19 protein-coding genes are annotated in these 19846 nt (G+C 60.3%); 13 read left to right on the top strand and 6 right to left on the bottom strand.

All coding sequences use genetic code 11. The features are described from left to right. Window position 1: 1 nt before the first annotated feature. A complete protein-coding gene (locus tag R1W00_RS01910) occupies window positions 2–430 on the top strand; it encodes a GlcG/HbpS family heme-binding protein (RefSeq protein ID WP_317261022.1) in 429 nt (142 codons plus the stop codon). Between the two features lie 119 nt (window positions 431–549). Continuing rightward, window positions 550–1329, top strand: a complete 780-nt coding sequence (locus R1W00_RS01905) for a gamma-glutamyl-gamma-aminobutyrate hydrolase family protein (protein ID WP_317261021.1) — start codon at window positions 550–552, stop codon at window positions 1327–1329. 24 nt (window positions 1330–1353) lie between these two features. Here R1W00_RS01905 and R1W00_RS01900 read toward each other — a convergent pair whose 3' ends face one another. Beyond that, the gene (locus R1W00_RS01900) at window positions 1354–4320 is read right to left on the bottom strand and encodes a Hint domain-containing protein (protein ID WP_317261020.1); all 2967 of its coding nucleotides are present in this window, start codon (window positions 4318–4320) and stop codon (window positions 1354–1356) included. A 177-nt stretch (window positions 4321–4497) separates the two neighbouring features. Next, window positions 4498–4974 (bottom strand): GNAT family N-acetyltransferase, encoded by a 477-nt coding sequence (locus R1W00_RS01895; protein WP_317261019.1) that lies wholly within the window; start codon window positions 4972–4974, stop codon window positions 4498–4500. A gap of 142 nt (window positions 4975–5116) precedes the next feature. Here R1W00_RS01895 and R1W00_RS01890 point away from each other — a divergent pair, with 142 nt between their 5' ends. The 5 genes from R1W00_RS01890 to R1W00_RS01870 all read left to right on the top strand — a co-directional run bounded on the left by R1W00_RS01890 (window position 5117) and on the right by R1W00_RS01870 (window position 10944). Next, the gene (locus R1W00_RS01890) at window positions 5117–5578 is read left to right on the top strand and encodes an isoprenylcysteine carboxylmethyltransferase family protein (protein WP_317261018.1); all 462 of its coding nucleotides are present in this window, start codon (window positions 5117–5119) and stop codon (window positions 5576–5578) included. A gap of 134 nt (window positions 5579–5712) precedes the next feature. Further along, entirely contained in the window at window positions 5713–7284 is a 1572-nt protein-coding gene (locus R1W00_RS01885; protein ID WP_317261017.1) for a Re/Si-specific NAD(P)(+) transhydrogenase subunit alpha, read from the top strand. A gap of 12 nt (window positions 7285–7296) precedes the next feature. Continuing rightward, entirely contained in the window at window positions 7297–8715 is a 1419-nt protein-coding gene (locus R1W00_RS01880; RefSeq protein ID WP_317261016.1) for an NAD(P)(+) transhydrogenase (Re/Si-specific) subunit beta, read from the top strand. Between the two features lie 202 nt (window positions 8716–8917). Then, window positions 8918–9445, top strand: a complete 528-nt coding sequence (locus tag R1W00_RS01875) for a hypothetical protein (protein WP_317261015.1) — start codon at window positions 8918–8920, stop codon at window positions 9443–9445. Between the two features lie 215 nt (window positions 9446–9660). Further along, window positions 9661–10944 (top strand): DUF3422 domain-containing protein, encoded by a 1284-nt coding sequence (locus tag R1W00_RS01870; RefSeq protein ID WP_317261014.1) that lies wholly within the window; start codon window positions 9661–9663, stop codon window positions 10942–10944. On the opposite strand, the gene R1W00_RS01865 is transcribed toward R1W00_RS01870, so the two are convergent. Together R1W00_RS01865 and R1W00_RS01860 are read right to left on the bottom strand one after the other, a co-directional pair. Then, the gene (locus R1W00_RS01865; RefSeq protein WP_317261013.1) at window positions 10880–11962 is read right to left on the bottom strand and encodes a YeeE/YedE family protein; all 1083 of its coding nucleotides are present in this window, start codon (window positions 11960–11962) and stop codon (window positions 10880–10882) included. The genes R1W00_RS01870 and R1W00_RS01865 overlap by 65 nt on opposite strands. A 290-nt stretch (window positions 11963–12252) precedes the next feature. Further along, complete coding sequence (locus R1W00_RS01860) at window positions 12253–12642, bottom strand: GFA family protein (RefSeq protein WP_317261012.1); 390 nt, start codon at window positions 12640–12642, stop codon at window positions 12253–12255. Window positions 12643–12848: 206 nt separating this feature from the next. Here R1W00_RS01860 and R1W00_RS01855 point away from each other — a divergent pair, with 206 nt between their 5' ends. Further along, window positions 12849–13547: a DsbA family protein gene (locus R1W00_RS01855; RefSeq protein ID WP_317261011.1), complete on the top strand. Its 699-nt coding sequence runs from the start codon at window positions 12849–12851 to the stop codon at window positions 13545–13547. Here R1W00_RS01855 and R1W00_RS01850 read toward each other — a convergent pair. Together R1W00_RS01850 and fdxA are read right to left on the bottom strand one after the other, a co-directional pair. Further along, a complete protein-coding gene (locus R1W00_RS01850) occupies window positions 13537–14325 on the bottom strand; it encodes a ferredoxin--NADP reductase (protein WP_317261010.1) in 789 nt (262 codons plus the stop codon). The genes R1W00_RS01855 and R1W00_RS01850 overlap by 11 nt on opposite strands. Before the next feature lie 14 nt (window positions 14326–14339). Then, the gene (gene fdxA, locus R1W00_RS01845; protein ID WP_317261009.1) at window positions 14340–14681 is read right to left on the bottom strand and encodes a ferredoxin FdxA; all 342 of its coding nucleotides are present in this window, start codon (window positions 14679–14681) and stop codon (window positions 14340–14342) included. A gap of 124 nt (window positions 14682–14805) precedes the next feature. Here fdxA and R1W00_RS01840 point away from each other — a divergent pair, with 124 nt between their 5' ends. The 5 genes from R1W00_RS01840 to R1W00_RS01820 all read left to right on the top strand — a co-directional run bounded on the left by R1W00_RS01840 (window position 14806) and on the right by R1W00_RS01820 (window position 19800). Continuing rightward, a complete protein-coding gene (locus R1W00_RS01840) occupies window positions 14806–15096 on the top strand; it encodes a DUF971 domain-containing protein (RefSeq protein ID WP_317261008.1) in 291 nt (96 codons plus the stop codon). Window positions 15097–15159: 63 nt separating this feature from the next. Continuing rightward, a complete protein-coding gene (locus R1W00_RS01835) occupies window positions 15160–16902 on the top strand; it encodes a fumarate reductase/succinate dehydrogenase flavoprotein subunit (protein ID WP_317261007.1) in 1743 nt (580 codons plus the stop codon). A gap of 15 nt (window positions 16903–16917) precedes the next feature. Continuing rightward, a complete protein-coding gene (locus R1W00_RS01830) occupies window positions 16918–17160 on the top strand; it encodes a ferredoxin family protein (RefSeq protein WP_317261006.1) in 243 nt (80 codons plus the stop codon). A 7-nt stretch (window positions 17161–17167) separates the two neighbouring features. Continuing rightward, the gene (locus tag R1W00_RS01825; protein ID WP_317261005.1) at window positions 17168–18121 is read left to right on the top strand and encodes a HEAT repeat domain-containing protein; all 954 of its coding nucleotides are present in this window, start codon (window positions 17168–17170) and stop codon (window positions 18119–18121) included. Between the two features lie 308 nt (window positions 18122–18429). Continuing rightward, window positions 18430–19800, top strand: coding sequence for an ABC transporter substrate-binding protein (locus R1W00_RS01820; protein ID WP_317261004.1), 1371 nt, complete (start codon window positions 18430–18432; stop codon window positions 19798–19800). Window positions 19801–19846 lie beyond the last annotated feature (46 nt).

Below are 19846 nucleotides of genomic sequence, written 5' to 3'. Positions count from 1 at the left end.
CATGGCCACGATCAGCCTGCGCAAGGCGCGCACCATCATTCGCAAAACCATGGAAAAAGGCCGTGAGATGGACCTGAAACCCTTGTCGGTTGTGGTTCTGGATGCGGGCGGTAACGTCATCGCGTTTGAACGCGCCGACAACGCGGCACCGGGCCGGTTCGCGATTGCCCATGGCAAGGCCTATGGCTGTGTCATGCTGGGCATGGCGGGGACGGCGCAAATGGCGCGCGCGGAAACCCAGGCCTATTTCATCGACGCGGCGCGCTCGGCCTTTGGGGGTACCATGATCCCCGTGCCCGGTGGCATTCTGGTCAAAGACGCGCGTGGCAACGTCATGGGCGCGGTCGGTGTCACGGGCGACACCTCTGACAACGACGCCATCGCCGGACAAGCAGGGATTGAAGCGGCTAATCTGGTTGCCGAAATCTAAGGCAGGGCGCGGCGCGTCCTCATACTTTGGTGCCCTCCGCACATTAACTGTGTGCGGGGGCGCTTTTTCTACAGAAAATCTTTGCCTATAGTCAGCCGAACAGCGCAAAGAGGACACTCATGGCACGGCCCATCGTCGGCATCATCGGCAATCAGCATTTTATCAACGACACCTATGAGGTGCACGCCGGCGGCGCGATGAACTCTGAGGCGGTCGCGCTTGTATCTGGTGCCTTGCCCCTGCTGGTGCCCTCTGATCCGCGCTATGTCGATATTCAGGAATTGATGGACACCTGCGACGGGTTCCTGTTCACCGGCGGGCGTCCCAACGTCCATCCCGAGGAATATGGTGAACCCGCAACCGAGGCACACGGCGATTTCGACCGTGCGCGCGATGCGATTACGCTACCCCTGATCCGCGCGCTGGTCGAACGCGGTCAGCCGTTTTTGGGCATTTGTCGCGGGTTCCAAGAGGTCAATGTCGCGATGGGTGGATCCCTGTATCCCGAAATTCGCGATCTGCCGGGGCGGATGAACCACCGCATGCCGCCCGATGGTACGATTGAGGAAAAATTCGCCCTGCGCCATCCCGTGACATTCACGCCGGACGGGCCGTTCGCCCGTCTGTTCGGCGCGGATGAGGTGATGACCAACACGCTACACGGGCAGGGGATCAAGGAACCGGGCGAGCGGGTCGTCGTGGACGGTCTGGCCCCCGATGGCACGCCCGAGGCGATCTATATCAAGGACGCACCGGGGTTCACCATGTCGGTGCAATGGCATCCCGAATATCGCGCGGCCTGTGATCCGGTGTCCCGCCCCTTGTTTGAGGCATTCGGGGTTGCGGTGGCCGATTGGGCCGAGGGGCGCAAGGCCCGCGCGGGCCTGATCGACGCCTGATTTCTATGTGATTTCGGCTATGGTTCACGCAGCGCGCAGCGCGTGAACCTCATGCTTTTTCAGGCTGCGGCGCGTCGTCGGGCCAAAGGCGCCGATGTTGCTGCGCAGCTCGGGGAAGATGCGGAACAGCTCTTCGCGGCAGGGATCAAGGATCCCCTTCAGACCCACGTGACCGGGGTGGAAGCTCTCGCTCGGCGCGCCTTCGGCAAAGACGATTTCATGCCGGTCGAATGCAATATGCACATAGGTCACCTCACCCCCCGTTTGGCGGATGATCTGACTGTCATCGACCAGATGGGTTGCGGGTGACAGGACCTCGCTCTCACCGAACAAGAGTTGCGCGCGCCAACCCGTCAACAGCATCCGGTGCTGGGGCGAGACCAGCAATTCACGTTCATTCCCGAACAGACCCGCGCCAATGCGCACAGGGGCAAGGTTGCCGATGGCCGGAACCGTGCGACGCCCGACCCAACGGACCGATTGCACGCCATTGTCGGCGGTCAGAACCGGATCGCCCGGGCGCAGGTCGGCCACATCGCGCTGACCCTGCGGGGTCAGAACGCGGGTGCCTGCAGTGAAACAGATGATGACGTTTTCGATTTCCGAAAAGTTCACGACCGAGCCGTCGGCCATGGTCGCGAAACCGGAGTTCCCGCCGTTCGCGTCATCGGTGTTGGTATAGGTGATATCCTTAAAGCCGATCAGGCCTTGGAAATCCAGCGTGTCGCCCGCGCTCTCGCTACCTTCGCCACCGGTGATGGTGATGTTGCCGCTACCCGCCTCATTCAGGTCGGTCAGCAGGAAGGTATCATCGCCGTCGCCGCCGGTGACGGTGTCGCCTTGGGCCACGTAAATCGTGTCATCGCCCGTGCCGCCGTCGATTGTATCCGCGCCGGTGCCGCCAATGATCGTGTCGTTGCCCGCATCACCCGCAAGGCTATCCGCCGCGCCCGCGCCGTCGATATAGTCGTTGCCGTCGCCGCCAAAGATTTCGTTGGTATAGGCGTCAGGGCCGGTGCCTGAAAAGTCGTGACCGATCAGCGTGTCGTCAAAGGCCGAGCCGATAACACCATCCACGCCGCCCGCGACCGAGTCATTTTCAGCGTCGCCACCGCTAAGGGCGGCGGTGCCGTTCCCGAAGGCACCCAGTTCGACGTTCACCGCGCCACTTGAGGCCGAGTAGTCGATGTTGTCCTGACCAGAGCCGCCGTCGAACGTGTCCGCGCCGGTGCCCGCGACAAATGTGTCGTCCCCTGCGCCGCCTTCCAGATAGTTTGCGCCGTCGCCGCCGGTCAGCGTATCATCGCCCGTGCCGCCGATCACATAATCGTCGCCCGCACCGCCCGTGATACTGTCGTCACCCGCACCGGCATCAATGCCAATCGCGCTATTGCTGGCCGATGCGTCGAGCGTGTCATTGCCGCTGGTCAGGATGGCGTTCTCGATTTCGCTGAACTCGACCGAGTTGGTGCCGCTGGTAAAGGTGCCGGCCTCATCGCCGGTGTAGACGCCATCGACGGGCGCGCTGAGCGCGGAGAAATCCAGAATGTCGCCGATACTTTCGCCGGTCTCGCCGCCCGTGACCGTGTCATTGCCGAACCCGTCGGTGAACTGGATCAGGTCGTCGCCATCGCCCGCGTCGATCAGGTCATTGCCTGCGCCGCCGTCGATCGTGTCGGCCTCACCCACGGCCATGGTGTCGAAATAGATGTCGGTGACGGTGACGCCGTGGGTGCCCGCCGCCGTGATGTTGGTTTCGACGTTCGAGTAGCTGATTTCGATCCGCGCAACCGGTCCCGCGATGTCGACCAGAACCGAACCGTTCGCATCCGCAGAGGTGTCCAGCGTGTTGCCAGCCGTGACCGTGTTGCCGTTGATCGTGTCATTGCCCGTCGTGCTGAGCGTGACGGGAACCTCGTTCCCTTCGGCGTCATAGGCGGTGACGGTCAGTTGGTCGATGTGGTTGCCCGCTGACATGTCGATGTCGTTGATGCGGAAGGTGACATCGGTCACCTCATCGCCGACCGATCCGTTGGCGGCCGAGAAATCAATCGTCGTGGTCGAGGTCGCGCCGTCGCCTGTACCGAACAGCTCAACGCTTGAGTTCGTGGCAAAGGGATCTTCGCCAGTGGTGTAGTTCGCGTCGCTGGTTTCGACCTGATAGGTGGGGGCGTTATTGCCGTCGCTGGCAAAGGACACGGAGACATTCATGTCGCCGGTGGTCTGGGTAAAGCCAGAGGCAAGGTCCGCCTCGTCGCCGCCCTGTGCGCTCCAGTTCAACGACTCGGTCGTCGTGGTCAGGTCCTGATCGCCGAGGATGGTGTCATTGCCACCGCCGCCCGAGATGCTATCGGCACCCGTTCCGCCATAGATCAGGTCGTCGCCCGCGCCTGCGGCAATGGTGTCATTGCCGCCACCGGCGTCGATTACGTCGCCCATGCCATCCGCACCGGTGCCAAAGCCGCCATCGACCTGATCGCCGTCGGGGTCGCCGGTGTACGAGGCGTTGATCGTGTTGGCGGTGTCGTCGCCGCTGACGATGTTGTCTGCGGATTCATAGTCCTGTGCCGAGAATGTCGCCTCGCCCGCACTGAAGTTCGGCGAGGTGTCATAGTCCACAACGGTATATTCACGACCGGGGACAAGAGGGATTTCGGAAACGGTATAGCTGCCACCGGCGGCACCGCCGTTGACCTCAAACTCGATAACCTCAAACGTCTGACCAGTGACCGGATCATAAAGGGACCATGCGCGTTCTGCTTCAACGGCGGCCCCTGAAGAGGTCACACCGTTGATGGATACGTCTGCAACGGCATTTTCGTCGCGGATGTTATCATCAAGCGTGTAGCCGTCTGCGCCGACGCCGTCGTCCGTGACGGATGCGGTCCCCGTCGGGTTTTCGGGACCATTCCACGTGAACGTATCGTTCGTTCCTGTCGGAATCACCCCAACCGGATTGTAGTCGTAAAACCGTAGGTCGTAATTCGCCATGTACCTGTACTGCCCGTCTACCCGAATCCACGGCGCGCGGTGGTGGTCGCGCTATGCCTGCGGATATGTTGCCTCACCTTTAGTTTATAATTTTTGAATGAGGCGGGGTTTTGTCTACTTTAGGTCGGGAAGTGTTTAAAATGTGAAAAAAATTGGACAGTGTTCACCGTTGCTCAATTATCGCAGGTTTTTGGACATCCGGTAGTTGGTCAGGGCTACGCCGTGACGGATCACGCTCTGGCGTGCCTCGCGGGTCCAGCCGTGGCGCGTAAAAAAGGACAGGGCGGAGAGGCTGCTTTGGGTTGTAAGTGTGCTAATGCCCTGTTCCTGCGCGATATTCTCGATGCGATGATACAGGGTGCTGGCCACGCCGCGACCGGTGTAGTCAGGATGTACATAGGCGAAATCAATATGTCCGTCGCGCCCCATGGTCATGAACCCAACGGGGCGCCCCCACCACGTCGTGGCGACCAGACAGGTGCCCGCCAACAGACGTTCGGACCAGCCGGGCAGGGGGCCATCGGGGGCCCATGCGTCGCGTTCCTCTTTGGTATAGGTCGCCGCCGCCGTGACATGCACCGCAGCGCGAAAAATCGCCAGACAGGCCGCCGCATCACGGGGGCGTCCGGGACGAATGCGGATTTTCTGAGACATCTGTCGTCCTTTGGTGCGAAATGTGCGTAACTTGGGCCGCGATCCTGCTCACGAACTGTTTTGGGGGCGGTGATTGCGTGCAAAACACGCCATACCGATATGCAATTGGCATCAGACTTTGGTCAAAGGGGAAAAATTCACAATGCCATACCGTAGCCTGCGAGACTGGATTGATATGCCTCCCGTTTGGCTGTTTGGGGCGCTGTGCCTGACGTGGATCATCGGGACGGTTCTGCCGGGTCCCGAGGTTGGCGTCGTTCTGCGGTGGATAGGTGTTTTCCTTATTGGTGCCGGTCTGGTCATCATCTTTGCGGCGCTTTTTGCATTTTTTCGCGCCCGCACGTCGCCGATCCCGCGCGACACGCCCAACACCCTGTTAACAGGGGGTATTTTCGGTCTGACCCGCAACCCCATCTATCTGGGGGATGTGTTGGTTCTGACCGGTTTTGCCTTGAAATGGGATGCGGTTCTGGCTCTTTTTCTGGTTCCGCTGTTCATGGCAGTGATACAACGCAGGTTCATCCTGCCTGAGGAGGAAAAGAACAAAGACCTATTCAAGACGGGATATGCCGAATACGCCGGTCGGGTCCGAAGATGGGTATAGGCATTGGTAGGGGCTGCGACATTGCACCATTTGGAAATGTCTTGCGGGTTCTTGTGAAATAATATTGCTCAGTGATATGACGTCCGCGCCCGTAGTGGGAAGATATGCGGGCCGAGAGAGAGGGAAACGAAATCGTGAAAATCGGGGCACCGAAGGAAATTTACGAAGGGGAAGCGCGCGTCGCGATGACCCCTGAGTCTGCCCTTCAGCTGCAAAAGCTGGGGTATGAGTGCGCGATCGAGAGCGGGGCCGGTGTGAACGCCGGTTTTGCCGACGCGCTGTACGAAGCTGCTGGTGTGGAAATCATCAAGACCGCTGCCGCGCTGTGGAAAGAGTGCGACATCGTCGCCAAAGTCCGTCAGCCCAACGACACCGAGATGAAGCGCCTGCGCAAGGGCCAGACGCTGATTTCGTTCTTCAATCCCGGCGGGAACGAAGAGGGCATGGAAAAGGCCAAGGCCAGCGGTGCAAACGTCATCGCCATGGAAATGGTCCCGCGTATCTCGCGCGCCCAGAAGATGGACGCCCTGTCGTCCATGGCAAACATCGCCGGTTACCGTGCGGTGATCGAGGCCGGTAACAACTTTGGCCGCTTCTTCACCGGTCAGGTGACTGCTGCTGGTAAAGTGCCCCCCGCCAAGGTTCTGGTCGTGGGTGCCGGTGTGGCCGGTCTCGCCGCCATCGGGACCTCGACCTCGCTGGGTGCGATCACCTATGCGTTCGACGTGCGCCCCGAAGTGGCAGAACAGGTCGAATCCATGGGCGCCGAATTCGTCTATCTGGACTTCGAAGAAGAACAGCAGGACGGTGCAGCGACCGGCGGTTACGCCTCTGTGTCCAGCCCCGAGTTCCGCGAGGCCCAGCTGGCCAAGTTCCGCGAACTGGCGCCCGAAGTGGACATCGTGATCACCACGGCCCTGATCCCCAACCGCGAAGCGCCGGAACTGTGGACCGAGGACATGGTGCAGGCCATGAAGCCGGGCTCGGTCATTGTTGACCTTGCGGCCGAAAAGGGCGGCAACTGTAAGCTGACCGTCAAGGACGAGAAAATCGTGACCCCGAACGGCGTGACGATTGTTGGCTACACCGACTTCCCGTCGCGCATGGCGTCGCAGTCGTCGTCGCTCTATGCGACCAACATCCGTCACATGATGACCGACCTGACCCCCGAGAAAGACGGTCAGATCAACCACAACATGGAAGACGACGTCATCCGTGGTGCTACGGTCACCTATGAGGGTGAGATCACCTTCCCGCCGCCCCCGCCCAAAGTGGCGGCTATCGCGGCCCAGACCAAAGAAAAGCCCAAGGAACTGACGCCCGAAGAAATTCGTGCGAACGAAGTTGCGGCGTTCAAGGCACAGACCAAACAGCAAGTGACCTTGCTGGTTGTTGGTGCCGTTCTGTTGCTGGGTGTGGGCCTTGTTGCTCCGGCCAGCTTTATGCAGCACTTTATCGTGTTCGTTCTGTCCGTCTTCATCGGCTTCCAGGTGATCTGGAACGTGTCGCACTCGCTGCACACGCCGCTGATGGCTGTGACCAACGCGATTTCGTCGATCATTATTCTGGGCGCCGTGATGCAAATCGGGTCGAGCTCGTTCATCGTGATCCTTCTGGCCGCGCTGTCTGTCTTTATGGCGGGCATCAACATCTTTGGCGGCTTCCTTGTTACTCGGCGCATGCTCGCCATGTTCCAGAAATCGTAAGGGGTCAGGACAATGGAATTCGGATTTACCATTGCCGCATACGTGGTTGCGGCTGTTCTGTTCATCCTGTCTCTGGGCGGTCTGTCCGGTCAGGAAAGCGCGAAACGCGCTGTTTGGTATGGCATCGCGGGTATGGCCTTGGCGGTGCTGGCAACGCTGATCGGCCCGGGCTCGGGTCTGTGGTGGCTGTCGATCATCCTGATCGCTGGCGGCGGCGCGATCGGCTATGTTCTGGCCAACAAGGTCCAGATGACGCAAATGCCCGAACTGGTCGCCGCGATGCACTCGCTGGTCGGTCTGGCGGCTGTGTTTGTGGGCTATAACGCGCATTTCACCATGGCCGCTGTGGCCAACGGTGGGGCCGAGGGTGCATTCGCCGATCTGGTGGCGCACAAGTCCTCGGTTGAACTGGCGATCCTCAAAGTCGAACTGTTCCTTGGCGTGTTCATCGGTGCCGTGACCTTTACCGGTTCGGTCATCGCCTATGGCAAGCTGGCGGGCAAAGTGAACTCCAAGGCAACCAAGCTGCCTGGCGGTCACATGCTGAACGCGGGCGCGGCGGTTCTGTCGGTGCTGTGTCTGATCTGGTACTTCAACACCGGTGGGTTCTTCCCGCTGTTCCTGATGACGCTGTTTGCTCTGTTCATCGGCTATCACCTGATCATGGGCATCGGCGGCGCTGACATGCCGGTGGTTGTGTCGATGCTGAACAGCTACTCGGGCTGGGCGGCTGCGGCGATTGGTTTCTCGCTGGGCAACGACCTGTTGATCGTGGTTGGTGCTCTGGTGGGTTCGTCGGGTGCGATCCTGTCCTACATCATGTGTAAGGCGATGAACCGTTCGTTCATCTCGGTGATCCTTGGCGGCTTTGGTGGCACCTCCGGTCCCGCGATGGAAGTCGAGGGTGAGCAGATCGCAATCGACGCCGACGGTGTTGCCAACGCTCTGGACGAGGCCGACAGCGTCGTGATCGTACCGGGTTACGGTATGGCGGTTGCTCAGGCACAGCAGAACGTGGCGGAACTGACCCGCCGTCTGCGCGCCAAAGGCAAGAACATCCGCTTTGCGATCCACCCCGTTGCGGGTCGTCTGCCGGGCCACATGAACGTGCTGCTGGCCGAGGCCAAAGTGCCTTACGACATCGTGCTGGAGATGGAAGAGATCAACGACGACTTCCCCGATACGGACGTCGTGATCGTCATCGGCTCGAACGACATCGTGAACCCCGCCGCACAAGAGGACCCCAACAGCCCCATCGCGGGTATGCCGGTTCTCGAAGTGTGGAAGGCGAAACAGGTGTTCGTGTCCAAGCGTGGCCAAGGTACCGGTTACTCGGGCATCGAAAACCCGCTGTTCTACAAAGAGAACACCCGCATGTTCTATGGCGACGCGAAAAAGTCGCTGGACGATCTGCTGACCAAGATCTCCTGATCTTCGTCTCGATAGACACGGAAAACCCCGCCAGTGTGCGGGGTTTTTCTTTTGCCCGCACTGTTCGGTGCGCGCGCTCAAAATTAAGTGTCGTGCAAGTTACATTTGCGTCACCAAGTTTGCCAATCAGGCCCCTTCACCCTTTTATCCCGATCACAGATTTGTCACCCTAGGGTTGAGAAATGGAATTGGGATTAGCGTAATGAAAAAACTTCTTTTGGGGCTGGTGTTGGCTCTGGCCCCCGTCATGGCGGCGGCACAGAGCCTCGGTGTTCAATTCGGCCAGATGCCGGTGGGTACGAAAATCTATTATGAGGCCTATGACGGTGACGAATGGGTGGACACCTACATCGGCAAAAAGGGCAAGTTCCACGTCCTCGAACGCAAGATCGTCGGCGATAACTTCAACTACAAGCTCTACTATAACGAGGAAGGGCATCTGGAGCGTCGCCGCTATTCCGGCTTCACGGTCCGCTATACCCCCTTCAACTGTGAACAGGTGATCGGCACCTGCGCACACCGTTATAACGGCAACCCGAAATACAACGGTGTCTACAACTACAAGCAAACCCAGAAGGGCGGTAAGACCTACCTCTCGCGGGTGAACACCCCGTCGGACTCGGAAACCTTCGACAAGACCGTTGTGTTCGGCAAATACAACCTGATCGTCGAGGAGAAATGGACAACGGGGTCCAAGGACCGTTGGGTGAAGGTCGTTAAAATTCAGTGATTTGATCACCTTTGCCTGTCTGTTTGAAACGCCCCGCCCTGTGTCGGGGCGTTTTTCATTTCGGGCCTTTGGGCGGGGACGTGGTCACGAACTTTGCAGATCTGGTCGCTTCGTGCACAATGGTATGCAGCTAACCCCATATAATCGTTGAATTTTTCTTTTGGATCATCGCGCGAATTCGGCTACCAAGGTTCAAATCACCCAAAGGTCCCGACATGAGCGACATCCAAGACCACCCGTTGCGCTATCAATTGGCCAATGAACTGCATGCCCGTCCGTTCCCTGCGCTGACGGTGCCGTGTCATGCGGCTTTTCTGGCGATCAAACAGCCCAAGGACGCGGCCAACCGTGATCGGGCCTTGGACCGCGCGCATCTGTTGAACCTCTTGGACCGGTTCGGGGCACAGCACCCCAAACCCGGTGCCACGCATTATTTCGGCGATCTGGGGCGGCACAAAATCAAATGGGAAAGCCACACGGAGTTCGTGACCTACACGATCTTTTCCCAAGGCGTGGCCGCGCGCCCGTTCGATCCGGCGGCGTTCGATGTGTTCCCCGAGGACTGGCTACAAGAGGTGCCGGGTGTGCGCATCACCTCGGCCCTGATCCGGGTTGAGCTGTGGGAGGGCGATGAGACCTTGGTCAAGGACAAGATGGCCGATTGGTTCGTCCCCGAGAGCCTTGCCTGTTCGCACGTCCTTGATCGCAGCGCGGTGATGGCGACCGATTTCCGCATCGATAGCGCGGGGCACCTGCGCTTTGCCCTGTTTGCCCGTCCCGAGATCGGCGCGCGCCGTGTGGGCCGCATTGTTCAGCGTATGACCGAAATCGAGATGTACAAAACCATGTCGATGCTGGGTCTGCCGCGCTCGCAAACCCTGTCGGGGCGGATGGGCGAAATCGACGCCGATCTGTCCGAACTGGTGCGCAGCCTGAACAGCCCGGGCCATAACCCAGAGGACACGTTGCACGGGTTGTTGGGCATTTCGGCCGAGTTGGAAAACATGCTGACCGAGGGCACGTTCCGCTTTTCCGCGACGGGGGCCTATGAGGCGATCGTGCATCAGCGGATCGAGGTTCTGCGCGAGGAACGGTTTGGCGGACGTCAGACCTTTCGCGAGTTCATGATGCGCCGCTTTGATCCCGCGATGCGGACGGTCAAGGCGACCGAGCGGCGGTTGAACGACATGACCATGCGCGCGACGCGGGCGGGCGAATTGCTGCGGACACAGGTGGATGTGTCCCGATCCGCCCAGAACCAGGCCTTGTTGGAAAGCATGGACCGGCGCGCGGACCTGCAACTGCAACTTCAGCGCACGGTTGAGGGCCTGAGTGTCGTCGCGATCAGCTACTATGCCCTCAACCTTGTGGCCTATATGGCCTATCCCGTGGCCAGCGCGCTGGACCTGTCCAAGGGGATGATGACGGCGATCCTTACGCCGCTTGTTGTGCTTGGGGTGTGGCTTGGGCTGCACCGGATACGGCGCGCGATGGAATGACCCCAAGGGCGCGGTTGGCGACAATCGCGCCCCCCGCAATGGCCGCCAGCGCGATCAGGCCCGACACGCCAAGGGTCGGAATGCCCGACAGGCCCGCCCCGATGGTGCAGCCGCCCGCGAACACGCCGCCCGCGCCCATCAACGCCCCACCAAGGACATAGCGACGGGTTTGCGCGGGGCTCTCGAAGCTGACGAGGGTGAACCGGCGCCCGATCAGGGACGACAGGAACGCACCGGCCAGAACGCCACCGATCAGACCCGTGCCGAACTTGGCCGAGATCGAGGTCGACGCGATCCCCCAGAACAGGGTGTCGGCAACGGGCGCGGTGAACGACAGGGTTTCCAGCGCAATGGGGTCAAAGTCGTCATAAAGGACAAAGCCCGTCCCGACCCAACCCAGTGGGACCAGCGCGCCGATTAACGCGCCTGCGATCAACAGGCTGGGGCGTGCACGGTTTGATACCGCAACCCACAGGGCCGCCAGAACCAACAGACCACCCCAGACCGCCGCACCGCCGGGCAGGGCGGCCAGATCGCCGCTTGCCGCCGGAACAGTGGCCGAACCCAGCCACAGGCGCACAGGGGCCAGAACGCCCTTGAGCGCGGCATGCGCTACCACGGCAAACACGCCCATGACGATCAGGGCGCGCAGGTTGCCGCTTGCCCCCAGCACCAACAGGCGCGAGGCACAGCCGCGGGTCAGAACCATACCGACCCCGAACAGGACGCCGCCCACGATCAGGGAGACCACCGGAATGTCGGCGGTCAACAGGCGATGATCGCCGAAATCCACCAGACCGGCCCAGACGGCGGCCTGTGTGCCGACGATTGCCACGGCCAAGGCGATGGCCCACGTGCCGCGCGCGTTGCTGCGCGTTTCGCCCGTGCCGATCACCGATTGGCGAAAGCAAAAGCGGCTGAGTTCCGCCAGAACACCGAACGCGAGGCCCAAAAGGGCACCAAACCACACCGCCGCCTGTGGCGCGGTCAGGTTTTCAAAGCCGAGAGATTCAAACATGTGAATATCCTTAATCCGTTTGACCTTGTTTTGGGGACGGGACGGATTTGGATCAAGATCGCGACCTCACGCGGGCGTGATCGCGCGCAAACCGCAATTCGCCCCATATGCGGCGCGGTCCAATCGACGTTTTGCGTTTTGTGAATATGTGGAACGTTGTTCCGAACCGGCGCCGTGGGGGCATGACGGTGTTTTTATTCGCATCAACGGGGGGCGGTGCCGTCCTGAATGCCCTGAGGTTGTGCGATGGCGCGGGACAATCACCCCGCGCCTGAGAATCGGTTCGTCCCTTAGAACGTCTCGATTTGGGGTAGGCCGTCGGCGATTTCGTAATAGGGCCCCTTGGAGCCGACAAAGATATGTTTGCTGACCTTCAGGGCGCTGGCATCGTCGATACAGCCGGCGGCGATGGCGATCCCGTCTTCGTCGTTCAGACGGTAGAACAGGGTGCTACCACAGCCGCTGCAGAACCCGCGCTTGGCCCAAGCCGAGGACGCGAACCACGTCAGGCCCTCATCCGTTTCAAACGTCACCGCGTCAAACGGCGCTTGGGTCGAGGCCCAGAGGTGGCCGCTGTTGCGGCGGCATTGGCTGCAATGGCACACGGTGACCGTGTCGCGCGCGCCGTCGACGGAAAACCGGACTTTGCCGCATTCGCATCTGCCTGTGATATCTACCATGTCTGACCTCCTAAAAACCCTTAGCTCAACACACGCAGCCTAACGGCCCGATGCGACGGGTCAATGTCCGCGAAACCGGCATCTGCGGGGAAAATGCCGGAATTTTGCGCATCTCAAGCGGGTGTGATGATTGGCGTGGGGCGGCGGCTTGTGCCGCGTGAACAGGGCGCGGTTTGATTGGGGCAGGCAACGCGGGGACGAACATCATGCGACATTGGATCGGCGCGGCAGTGGCCGCCATGGGAATTGCGACCGGCGCAGCGGCCGAGGTCGACGAATTCGACGCCCGCGTGCGAGATTATATCCTGAACAACCCCGAAATCATTCTTGAGGCGCTTGAACGGCTGGCCGCGAAAGAGGCCGAGGCGGCGGTCGCGGGCACCATCGCGGGCTTTCCCGACCTGTTCACCGATCCGCCCGTTCACGGCATGGGCGCGGCGGATGCGTCGGTGCGTGTGGTTGAGTTTTTCGATTACAAATGCGCGCCCTGCAAGGCGATGCATCCGGGCCTAAAGGCGCTGACCGCCGAACAGCCGGATTTGCGGATCGAGATGCGCCATTTGCCGATCCTGTCGCCGGGATCCGAGCGCGCGGCACGCTTTGCGCTGGCCACGCGGATGGTGGCGGGCGATGCGGCCTATGAACGGGTGCATGATCAGTTGTGGCAGGTAAAGGGCGCGTTGAACGGTGGTGTCTTTGCGCGGGTCGCCAAGGTGGCGGATGTGGATTACGACGCGGTTTCGGCGATGATGGACGCGCCCGAAATCACCGCGCGGATCGACTATAACCGCGATGTGGCGATTGCCCTGCAGGTGCTTGGCACGCCTGCGTTCATCACCCCGACCAGCGTACGGTTCGGCCAGTCCGATATCTCTGAACTGGCCGAGCTGTGGCTTAGTCAATAAACGCCTTTTCGACGACGAAATGCTTGGGGTCGGAATTCGCGCCCTCTTGCAACCCGTGATCGGCACACAGGGCCATGATGTCCTTGTTCAACGCCATGTTCCCGCAGACCATCACGCGGTCCTCATCCGCATTCCAGACCGGCAGGCCAAGGGCGTCAAACACGCGCCCGTCGCGGATATGGTCGCTGATCCGGCCCTCAATCGGTGAGGGGTCACGGGTCGTGGTCGGGTAATAGTGGAGCTTATCCCCAACCAACTCCCCGATCAGCGGATCTTCGGGCAGGGCGGCGACGATTTCGGCCCCGTATTGCAGTTCATCGCGCGTGCGGCAGGTGTGCGCGACGATGACCTGATCATAGGCCTCCCATGTTTCGGGATCGCGCAGCAACGCGGCAAAGGGTGCAATGCCTGTGCCCGTGCAAATCATCCACAACCGTTTTCCGGGCAAGAGCGCATCCAGAACCAGCGTTCCCACCGGTTTGGGGCGCAGGATGATCTGATCGCCCGCCGTAATCTTTTGCAGGCGCGAGGTCAGGGGGCCGTCCTGCACTTTGATCGAATAGAACTCCAACTCATCGTCCCACGAGGGGCTGGCGATCGAATAGGCGCGCAACAGTGGTTTGCCGTCCTCCTTGAGCAATCCGATCATCACGAATTCCCCCGACCGGAACCGCAAGGATTGCGGGCGCGTCACGCGGAATGAAAACAGGCTGTCGGTCCAATGCTTGACCGTGGTGACGGTCTGGGCGTCGGGCATGATTTTGGCGGTGGCTGTCATGGTCGCGCTCCGCCTTATGCCGCTTGGATGGCGGGGGATTCGGAAAAGGCGGTGGTCAGTTTATCCGACTTGCCGTCCATCTCATCCGCCTCGGGTAGGGGATCCTTGGCCGACAGAATCACCGGCCAGGCTTCGGAATATTTGCGGTTGAATTCGACCCATTCCTGCATGTTGTCCTCGGTGTCCGCACGGATCGCATCGGCGGGGCATTCGGGTTCGCACACGCCGCAATCAATGCATTCATCGGGATGGATCACCAACATGTTCTCGCCTTCGTAAAAGCAATCCACGGGGCAGACATCCACACAATCGGTGTATTTGCAGGCGATACAGTTCTCGGTGACAACATAGGTCATAAAGGGCTCCTTGTTCGCGTTTCTGTCTGCTTGCCGCAGTGCAGCGCACCCTGTCCGTCAATTAATTGCTATCGGCATTTTCGCCCCCTTGGTTGGATCGACCCAGCAACCAACGGAGCCCGCCATGATCACCGCCCTTTCGACCGACACCGCACAGGCCCACCTGACCGTAGAATGGTCCGATGGGGGCCAGAGCACGCTGTCGGCGGCCACGTTGCGCCGTGCCGCGCGCGATGCGGGGTCTGTATATCAACGGGCAACGACGGGCGATGTGGACGTCGCCGCAGACCTGATGATCACCGCCTTGGTGCAGGTCGGGTCGAACGGCGTGAACATCCAATTCTCGGACGGCAACGATAGGGCGATCTACCCGTTTCCCTATCTGCGCGAACTTTCTGAGAGCCACGACAATTAATTGACATTGGTCTGCTGCGCCGCAGCACAGACTGAGATTCAGCAGCCAGATGGGAGTCGAGCGATGGACGAAATATTAGACGGTTTGACACAGATCGATTGCGATATCCTTGTGATCGGTGGGGGAACCGCGGGCCCCATGGCCGCGCTAAAGGCCAAGAAAAAGAACCCCAAGGCCAATGTCGTTTTGTTGGACAAGGCCAACGTCAAACGGTCCGGTGCGATCTCGATGGGGATGGACGGGCTGAACAACTCGGTCATTCCGGGTTATGCCACGCCCGAACAATACACCAAGGAAATCACCATCGCCAACGACGGCATCTGCGATCAGGCAGCCGTCCTGCGCTATGCCGAAGAATGCTATGGCATCATCCGCGAACTCGACGATTTCGGCATCCGGTTCCAAAAGGACCAGAACGGCGAATATGACGTCAAAAAGGTCCACCACATCGGGACCTATGTTCTGCCGATGCCCAACGGGGACACGGTGAAAAAGGCGCTGTATCGCCAATTGCGCAAGGCGCGCATCAACATCATCAACCGCTATATGGCGACCCGCCTGTTGACCGGCGAGGGCCGTGTTGCCGGTGCGGTCTGCGTCAATACCCGCACGGCCGAGTTTCTGGTCGTGCGCGCAAAGGCGGTCATCATGGGTCTTGGGGCGGCGGGGCGTCTGGGCCTACCGACCAGTGGCTATCTCTACGGCACCTATGAAAACGCCTCGAACTCGGGCGAGGGGTACGCGATGGCGTATCACGCAGGCGCGGGTCTAGCGAACCTCGAATGCTATCAGATCAACCCGCTGATCAAGGACTATAACGGTCCCGCCTGTGCCTATGTGGCCGGTCCCATGGGCGGCTATACCGCCAACGCCAAGGGCGAGCGGTTCATCGAATGCGACTATTGGTCGGGTCAGATGATGCAGGAATTCTATGACGAACTGCAGGGCGGCAAAGGTCCGGTTTACCTCAAGCTGAACCACCTTGCCGAAGAAACCGTTGCCGAGATCGAACGCGTTTTGCATATCGTCGAACGTCCGACCCGTGGTCATTTCCACGCCGGTCGCGGCACCGATTACCGCAAGCAGATGATCGAGATGCATATCTCGGAAATCGGGTTCTGTTCCGGCCACTCGGCCAGCGGGGTATTCGTCGACGAACATGCGCGCACCACCATTCCCGGCCTCTATGCGGCGGGCGACATGGCGAACGTGCCGCATAACTACATGCTGGGCGCCTTTACCAACGGGGCCTTTGCGGGCATGGATGCCGCCGATTTCATCGCGGATGTGGACTTTGCCGATTTCGACATGGGCACGGTGGATGCCGAACGCACCCGCGTAATGGCCCCGACCAAGCGCGATGATGGCATTCCGCCCAACCAGATCGAATACAAAACCCGCCGTCTGGTGAACGACTATCTGCAGCCGCCCAAGGTCACCGCCAAAATGGAGCTGGCCCAGAAACGGTTCGAAGAGGTCCGCGAGGACATGGAGCAGGGCATGTATGTCCGCGACAGCCATGAATTGATGCGCGCGCTAGAGGCCTCGACCATCCTTGATTGCGCCGACATGGCCGCCGCCGCGTCCCTTTACCGGACCGAGAGCCGCTGGGGCCTGTACCACAACCGCGTCGAATACGAACGCGACGACGAGAACTGGTTCTGCCACACGATCCTGACCAAAGGCGAGGACGGTAAACCCGCCCACCGCAAACAGGACGTGAAACCCTATGTCGTCGAAATCGCCGAGGACGAAAAGGACGCCTACTACAAACAGCGCGTCGAACCCTCGGTCGCAGCAGAATAAGAACGGAGCCGCAAAATGCCTTTGGCCCAAACCGCCACAACTGTTCCCGTCACCGTCAACGATGACCTGTGCATCGCCGACAAGGGCTGTACCGTCTGCGTCGACGTCTGTCCCTTGGACGTCCTGCGCATCGCCGAGGCCGCGGACGGTAGTAAAACCGCGTATATGAAATACGACGAATGCTGGTATTGCATGCCGTGTGAGGCCGACTGCCCCACCGGCGCTGTCACCGTCAATCTGCCCTATCTGTTGAAGTGAGGCCGGTATGAGTGCGCTTTTCGAAGAATTCGACGATATCGCGGATCTGGCCGAGGGGTTGGATGACCCGTCCGCCGGTGCCCGCATCATGGCGGTGATTGATCTGGCCGATAGCGCCGATCCCGCCGCGATCCCCTATCTGGCCCGCGCGATTGCGGACCCCGACGCGGGCGTGCGCAAACAGGCGGCGCAGGCCCTGACCGATTTTGACGGTCCGGAAACGGCGGCCGCGCTGGTTCAGGCATTGTCTGATACCGATATGGCCGTGATTGAGGCCGCAGCGATCAGTCTGACCGAGTTGAAGCTGCCCGAAGCGGGCGACGCGATCCTGCCCCATTTGGGTGATCAGGACGAAATCCGTCTGACCGCGCTCTTGGCGGGGATCAAGGAATTGCGCCGCCCCGAGGCGATGGAACCCGCAATCGCGGCCCTGTCGCATGCGGCGCCCGCCGTGCGGATGCAGGCGGTCGGCGTTATCGGCTGGCTTCAGGATGAGACGTCTTTGGACGCCTTGCAAAAGGCCGCGACCGATCCCGACACACAGGTGCGGCGCACCGCCGTGGCCGCGCTGGGCTTTTCCAAATCGGATGCGGCGCGCACGGCCCTCATGGCCGCGTTGAAAGATCCCGAATGGATGGTGCGTGAGGCCGGGGCGGAGACCCTTGCCAAATCCGGTGATGCCTCCAGCATCCCCGCATTGCGCGCGGTTCTGGACGATGATTTCTGGCAGGTGCGCCTGAAATCTGTCCGCTCGCTGGGCAAGCTTGGCGCGACCGAGGCGGCACTGCAAATCGCGCCGATGATGGACATTCCTGTGCCCAATCTGCGCAAGGAATGCGCCGCCGTTCTAGGCGAGCTGGCCGTCAAAGAGACGCTGCCATTCCTCGAAAAATACGCCGACGATACCGACCCTGATGTGCGTAAAAACGTGCGCTGGGCGATGGACCGTATCGCCGCCTGAACGCCGTTCAACCGGCCGTGACAAAGTTTGAATTGTCTCCCTGGGATTTCGCCGGGGGGACAATTTTGCGTCCAGCAAAAACCACATAAGCCATTGAAAATAAATAATAAAAAATCATCCGATTCGGGTGGTTTTTGATCTGGATCATGGCGCGGACTTACACATTCCCCCCGAAAGCCGCGCAAATTTTACGCATGTCGAGAATCTGCACCTTTTCCTGTGTCACGACCTTTTACAGGGGCGGTTTTCAGGCGGGATACTGTCTTTGGGTCACACAGCTAATCGCCCGAACCGACAGGAGAAGAGCTATGAAGCAACTACTAAAAACCGCCGTACTGGCAAGCGCGCTGATGCCGCTGGCCTCAGCGGCGTTCGCAGAAAAAATCACCGTCGCAGTGGGACACCAGTCCATGTGCACCGACACCTACACCGCAGGTATCGTGATCAAGGAACTGGGTCTTTTGGAAAAGTATCTGCCGACCGAAGGCAAATATGCTGACGCCGAATATGACGTCGTCTGGGCCGACTACAGCTCGGGCGGTCCGATCACCAACCAGATGCTGGCGAACAAGTTGAACATCGGGGTAATGGGGGATTACCCGCTGATCGTGAACGGCGCCAAGTTTCAGGAAACCGACAGCCTGCGTTCGATCTATGTCGCGGGTACGGGCTATAACCTAAAGGGCTCGGGCAACGCGATTGTTGTTCCGGTCGAGAGCGACATCTATTCGATTGATCAGCTCAAGGGCAAAGACGTGTCCACGCCCGTCGGCTCGGCCGCATGGGGGATGCTGCTGAAGGCGATGCAGGACAACGATATCCCGACCGCCGAATACGCCCTGAAAAACCAAAGCCCCGCTGTGGGCGCCGCCAATATCGCGGCCGGTAAGATCGACGCGCACTCGGATTTCTGCCCTTGGTCGGAAATCATGGAATTCCGTGGTACGGGCCGCAAAATCTATGACGGCTCGGAAACCGGCGTTCCGTACCTGCACGGCGTTGTGGTCCGTCAGGACTTTGCCGAAGAATACCCCGAGGTGGTCAACGCCTTCCTGAAGGCCGTGATCGAGGCCGGTGATTGGATCCGTGAGGACCCGATGCGTGCCGTGACCGAGATGGAAGGCTGGACCGGCGTGGAAAAAGAGGTTCTGTATCTCTACTTCTCCGAAGGCGGTCACCTGACGCTGGAACCGACCATCAAGGACACATGGGTTGACGCGCTCAAGTTTAACCACGGCGTTCTGGTCAAGGAAAAGGCGATCCCGCCGCTGGATTTCGACGCATGGATCACCGAGGACTACATCAAAACCGCCTATGCCGACATGGGGCTGGACTATGAGGCCGACAAGGCATCCATCGTCGATCCCGCCACGGCCAACGCCGGTCTGCCGATGGAAATCTGGCATGCGCGTGATGGCGTAAGCTCGTACCCCTCGATGCCCGAATTCCTGACCGCTGTTGCGGCGATGCAGGGCACCGGTGCGAAACTGAACGCCACCTATGTCTACGACATCGAAACCGGTCTGAAACTGTTCGGCAAGACCGCGTTCTGGGTCAAAGCGGGCGAAGACTACGCCACCTTCCTGCGCAAGGGCGAGGCCGAGGATTATGCCGCAGCCAATGGCGGCTCGGTCATCACCTTTGACGAAGCGATCGCCGACTTTGTCGTCGAAGGCTGATCACCCTCTCTGATGCCAATCTCCGGGGCGCGCGCAACCCGCGCCC

Source organism: Rhodovulum sp. FJ3, assembly GCF_032918305.1.
Classification (GTDB): Bacteria; Pseudomonadota; Alphaproteobacteria; order Rhodobacterales; family Rhodobacteraceae; genus SAT37.
Note: the sequence above shows the minus strand (reverse complement) of the source record. Positions and strands in the feature narration are given on the sequence as shown.

What these genes read in the sequence shown, in the direction of transcription:
- R1W00_RS01910 (WP_317261022.1), top strand. Translation starts at nt 2, where the DNA reads ATGGCCACGATCAGCCTGCGCAAGGCGCGCACCATCATTCGCAAAACC.
- R1W00_RS01905 (WP_317261021.1), top strand. Translation starts at nt 550, where the DNA reads ATGGCACGGCCCATCGTCGGCATCATCGGCAATCAGCATTTTATCAAC.
- R1W00_RS01900 (WP_317261020.1), bottom strand. Translation starts at nt 4,320, where the DNA reads ATGGCGAATTACGACCTACGGTTTTACGACTACAATCCGGTTGGGGTG.
- R1W00_RS01895 (WP_317261019.1), bottom strand. Translation starts at nt 4,974, where the DNA reads ATGTCTCAGAAAATCCGCATTCGTCCCGGACGCCCCCGTGATGCGGCG.
- R1W00_RS01890 (WP_317261018.1), top strand. Translation starts at nt 5,117, where the DNA reads ATGCCATACCGTAGCCTGCGAGACTGGATTGATATGCCTCCCGTTTGG.
- R1W00_RS01880 (WP_317261016.1), top strand. Translation starts at nt 7,297, where the DNA reads ATGGAATTCGGATTTACCATTGCCGCATACGTGGTTGCGGCTGTTCTG.
- R1W00_RS01875 (WP_317261015.1), top strand. Translation starts at nt 8,918, where the DNA reads ATGAAAAAACTTCTTTTGGGGCTGGTGTTGGCTCTGGCCCCCGTCATG.
- R1W00_RS01870 (WP_317261014.1), top strand. Translation starts at nt 9,661, where the DNA reads ATGAGCGACATCCAAGACCACCCGTTGCGCTATCAATTGGCCAATGAA.
- R1W00_RS01865 (WP_317261013.1), bottom strand. Translation starts at nt 11,962, where the DNA reads ATGTTTGAATCTCTCGGCTTTGAAAACCTGACCGCGCCACAGGCGGCG.
- R1W00_RS01860 (WP_317261012.1), bottom strand. Translation starts at nt 12,642, where the DNA reads ATGGTAGATATCACAGGCAGATGCGAATGCGGCAAAGTCCGGTTTTCC.
- R1W00_RS01855 (WP_317261011.1), top strand. Translation starts at nt 12,849, where the DNA reads ATGCGACATTGGATCGGCGCGGCAGTGGCCGCCATGGGAATTGCGACC.
- R1W00_RS01850 (WP_317261010.1), bottom strand. Translation starts at nt 14,325, where the DNA reads ATGACAGCCACCGCCAAAATCATGCCCGACGCCCAGACCGTCACCACG.
- fdxA (WP_317261009.1), bottom strand. Translation starts at nt 14,681, where the DNA reads ATGACCTATGTTGTCACCGAGAACTGTATCGCCTGCAAATACACCGAT.
- R1W00_RS01840 (WP_317261008.1), top strand. Translation starts at nt 14,806, where the DNA reads ATGATCACCGCCCTTTCGACCGACACCGCACAGGCCCACCTGACCGTA.
- R1W00_RS01835 (WP_317261007.1), top strand. Translation starts at nt 15,160, where the DNA reads ATGGACGAAATATTAGACGGTTTGACACAGATCGATTGCGATATCCTT.
- R1W00_RS01830 (WP_317261006.1), top strand. Translation starts at nt 16,918, where the DNA reads ATGCCTTTGGCCCAAACCGCCACAACTGTTCCCGTCACCGTCAACGAT.
- R1W00_RS01825 (WP_317261005.1), top strand. Translation starts at nt 17,168, where the DNA reads ATGAGTGCGCTTTTCGAAGAATTCGACGATATCGCGGATCTGGCCGAG.
- R1W00_RS01820 (WP_317261004.1), top strand. Translation starts at nt 18,430, where the DNA reads ATGAAGCAACTACTAAAAACCGCCGTACTGGCAAGCGCGCTGATGCCG.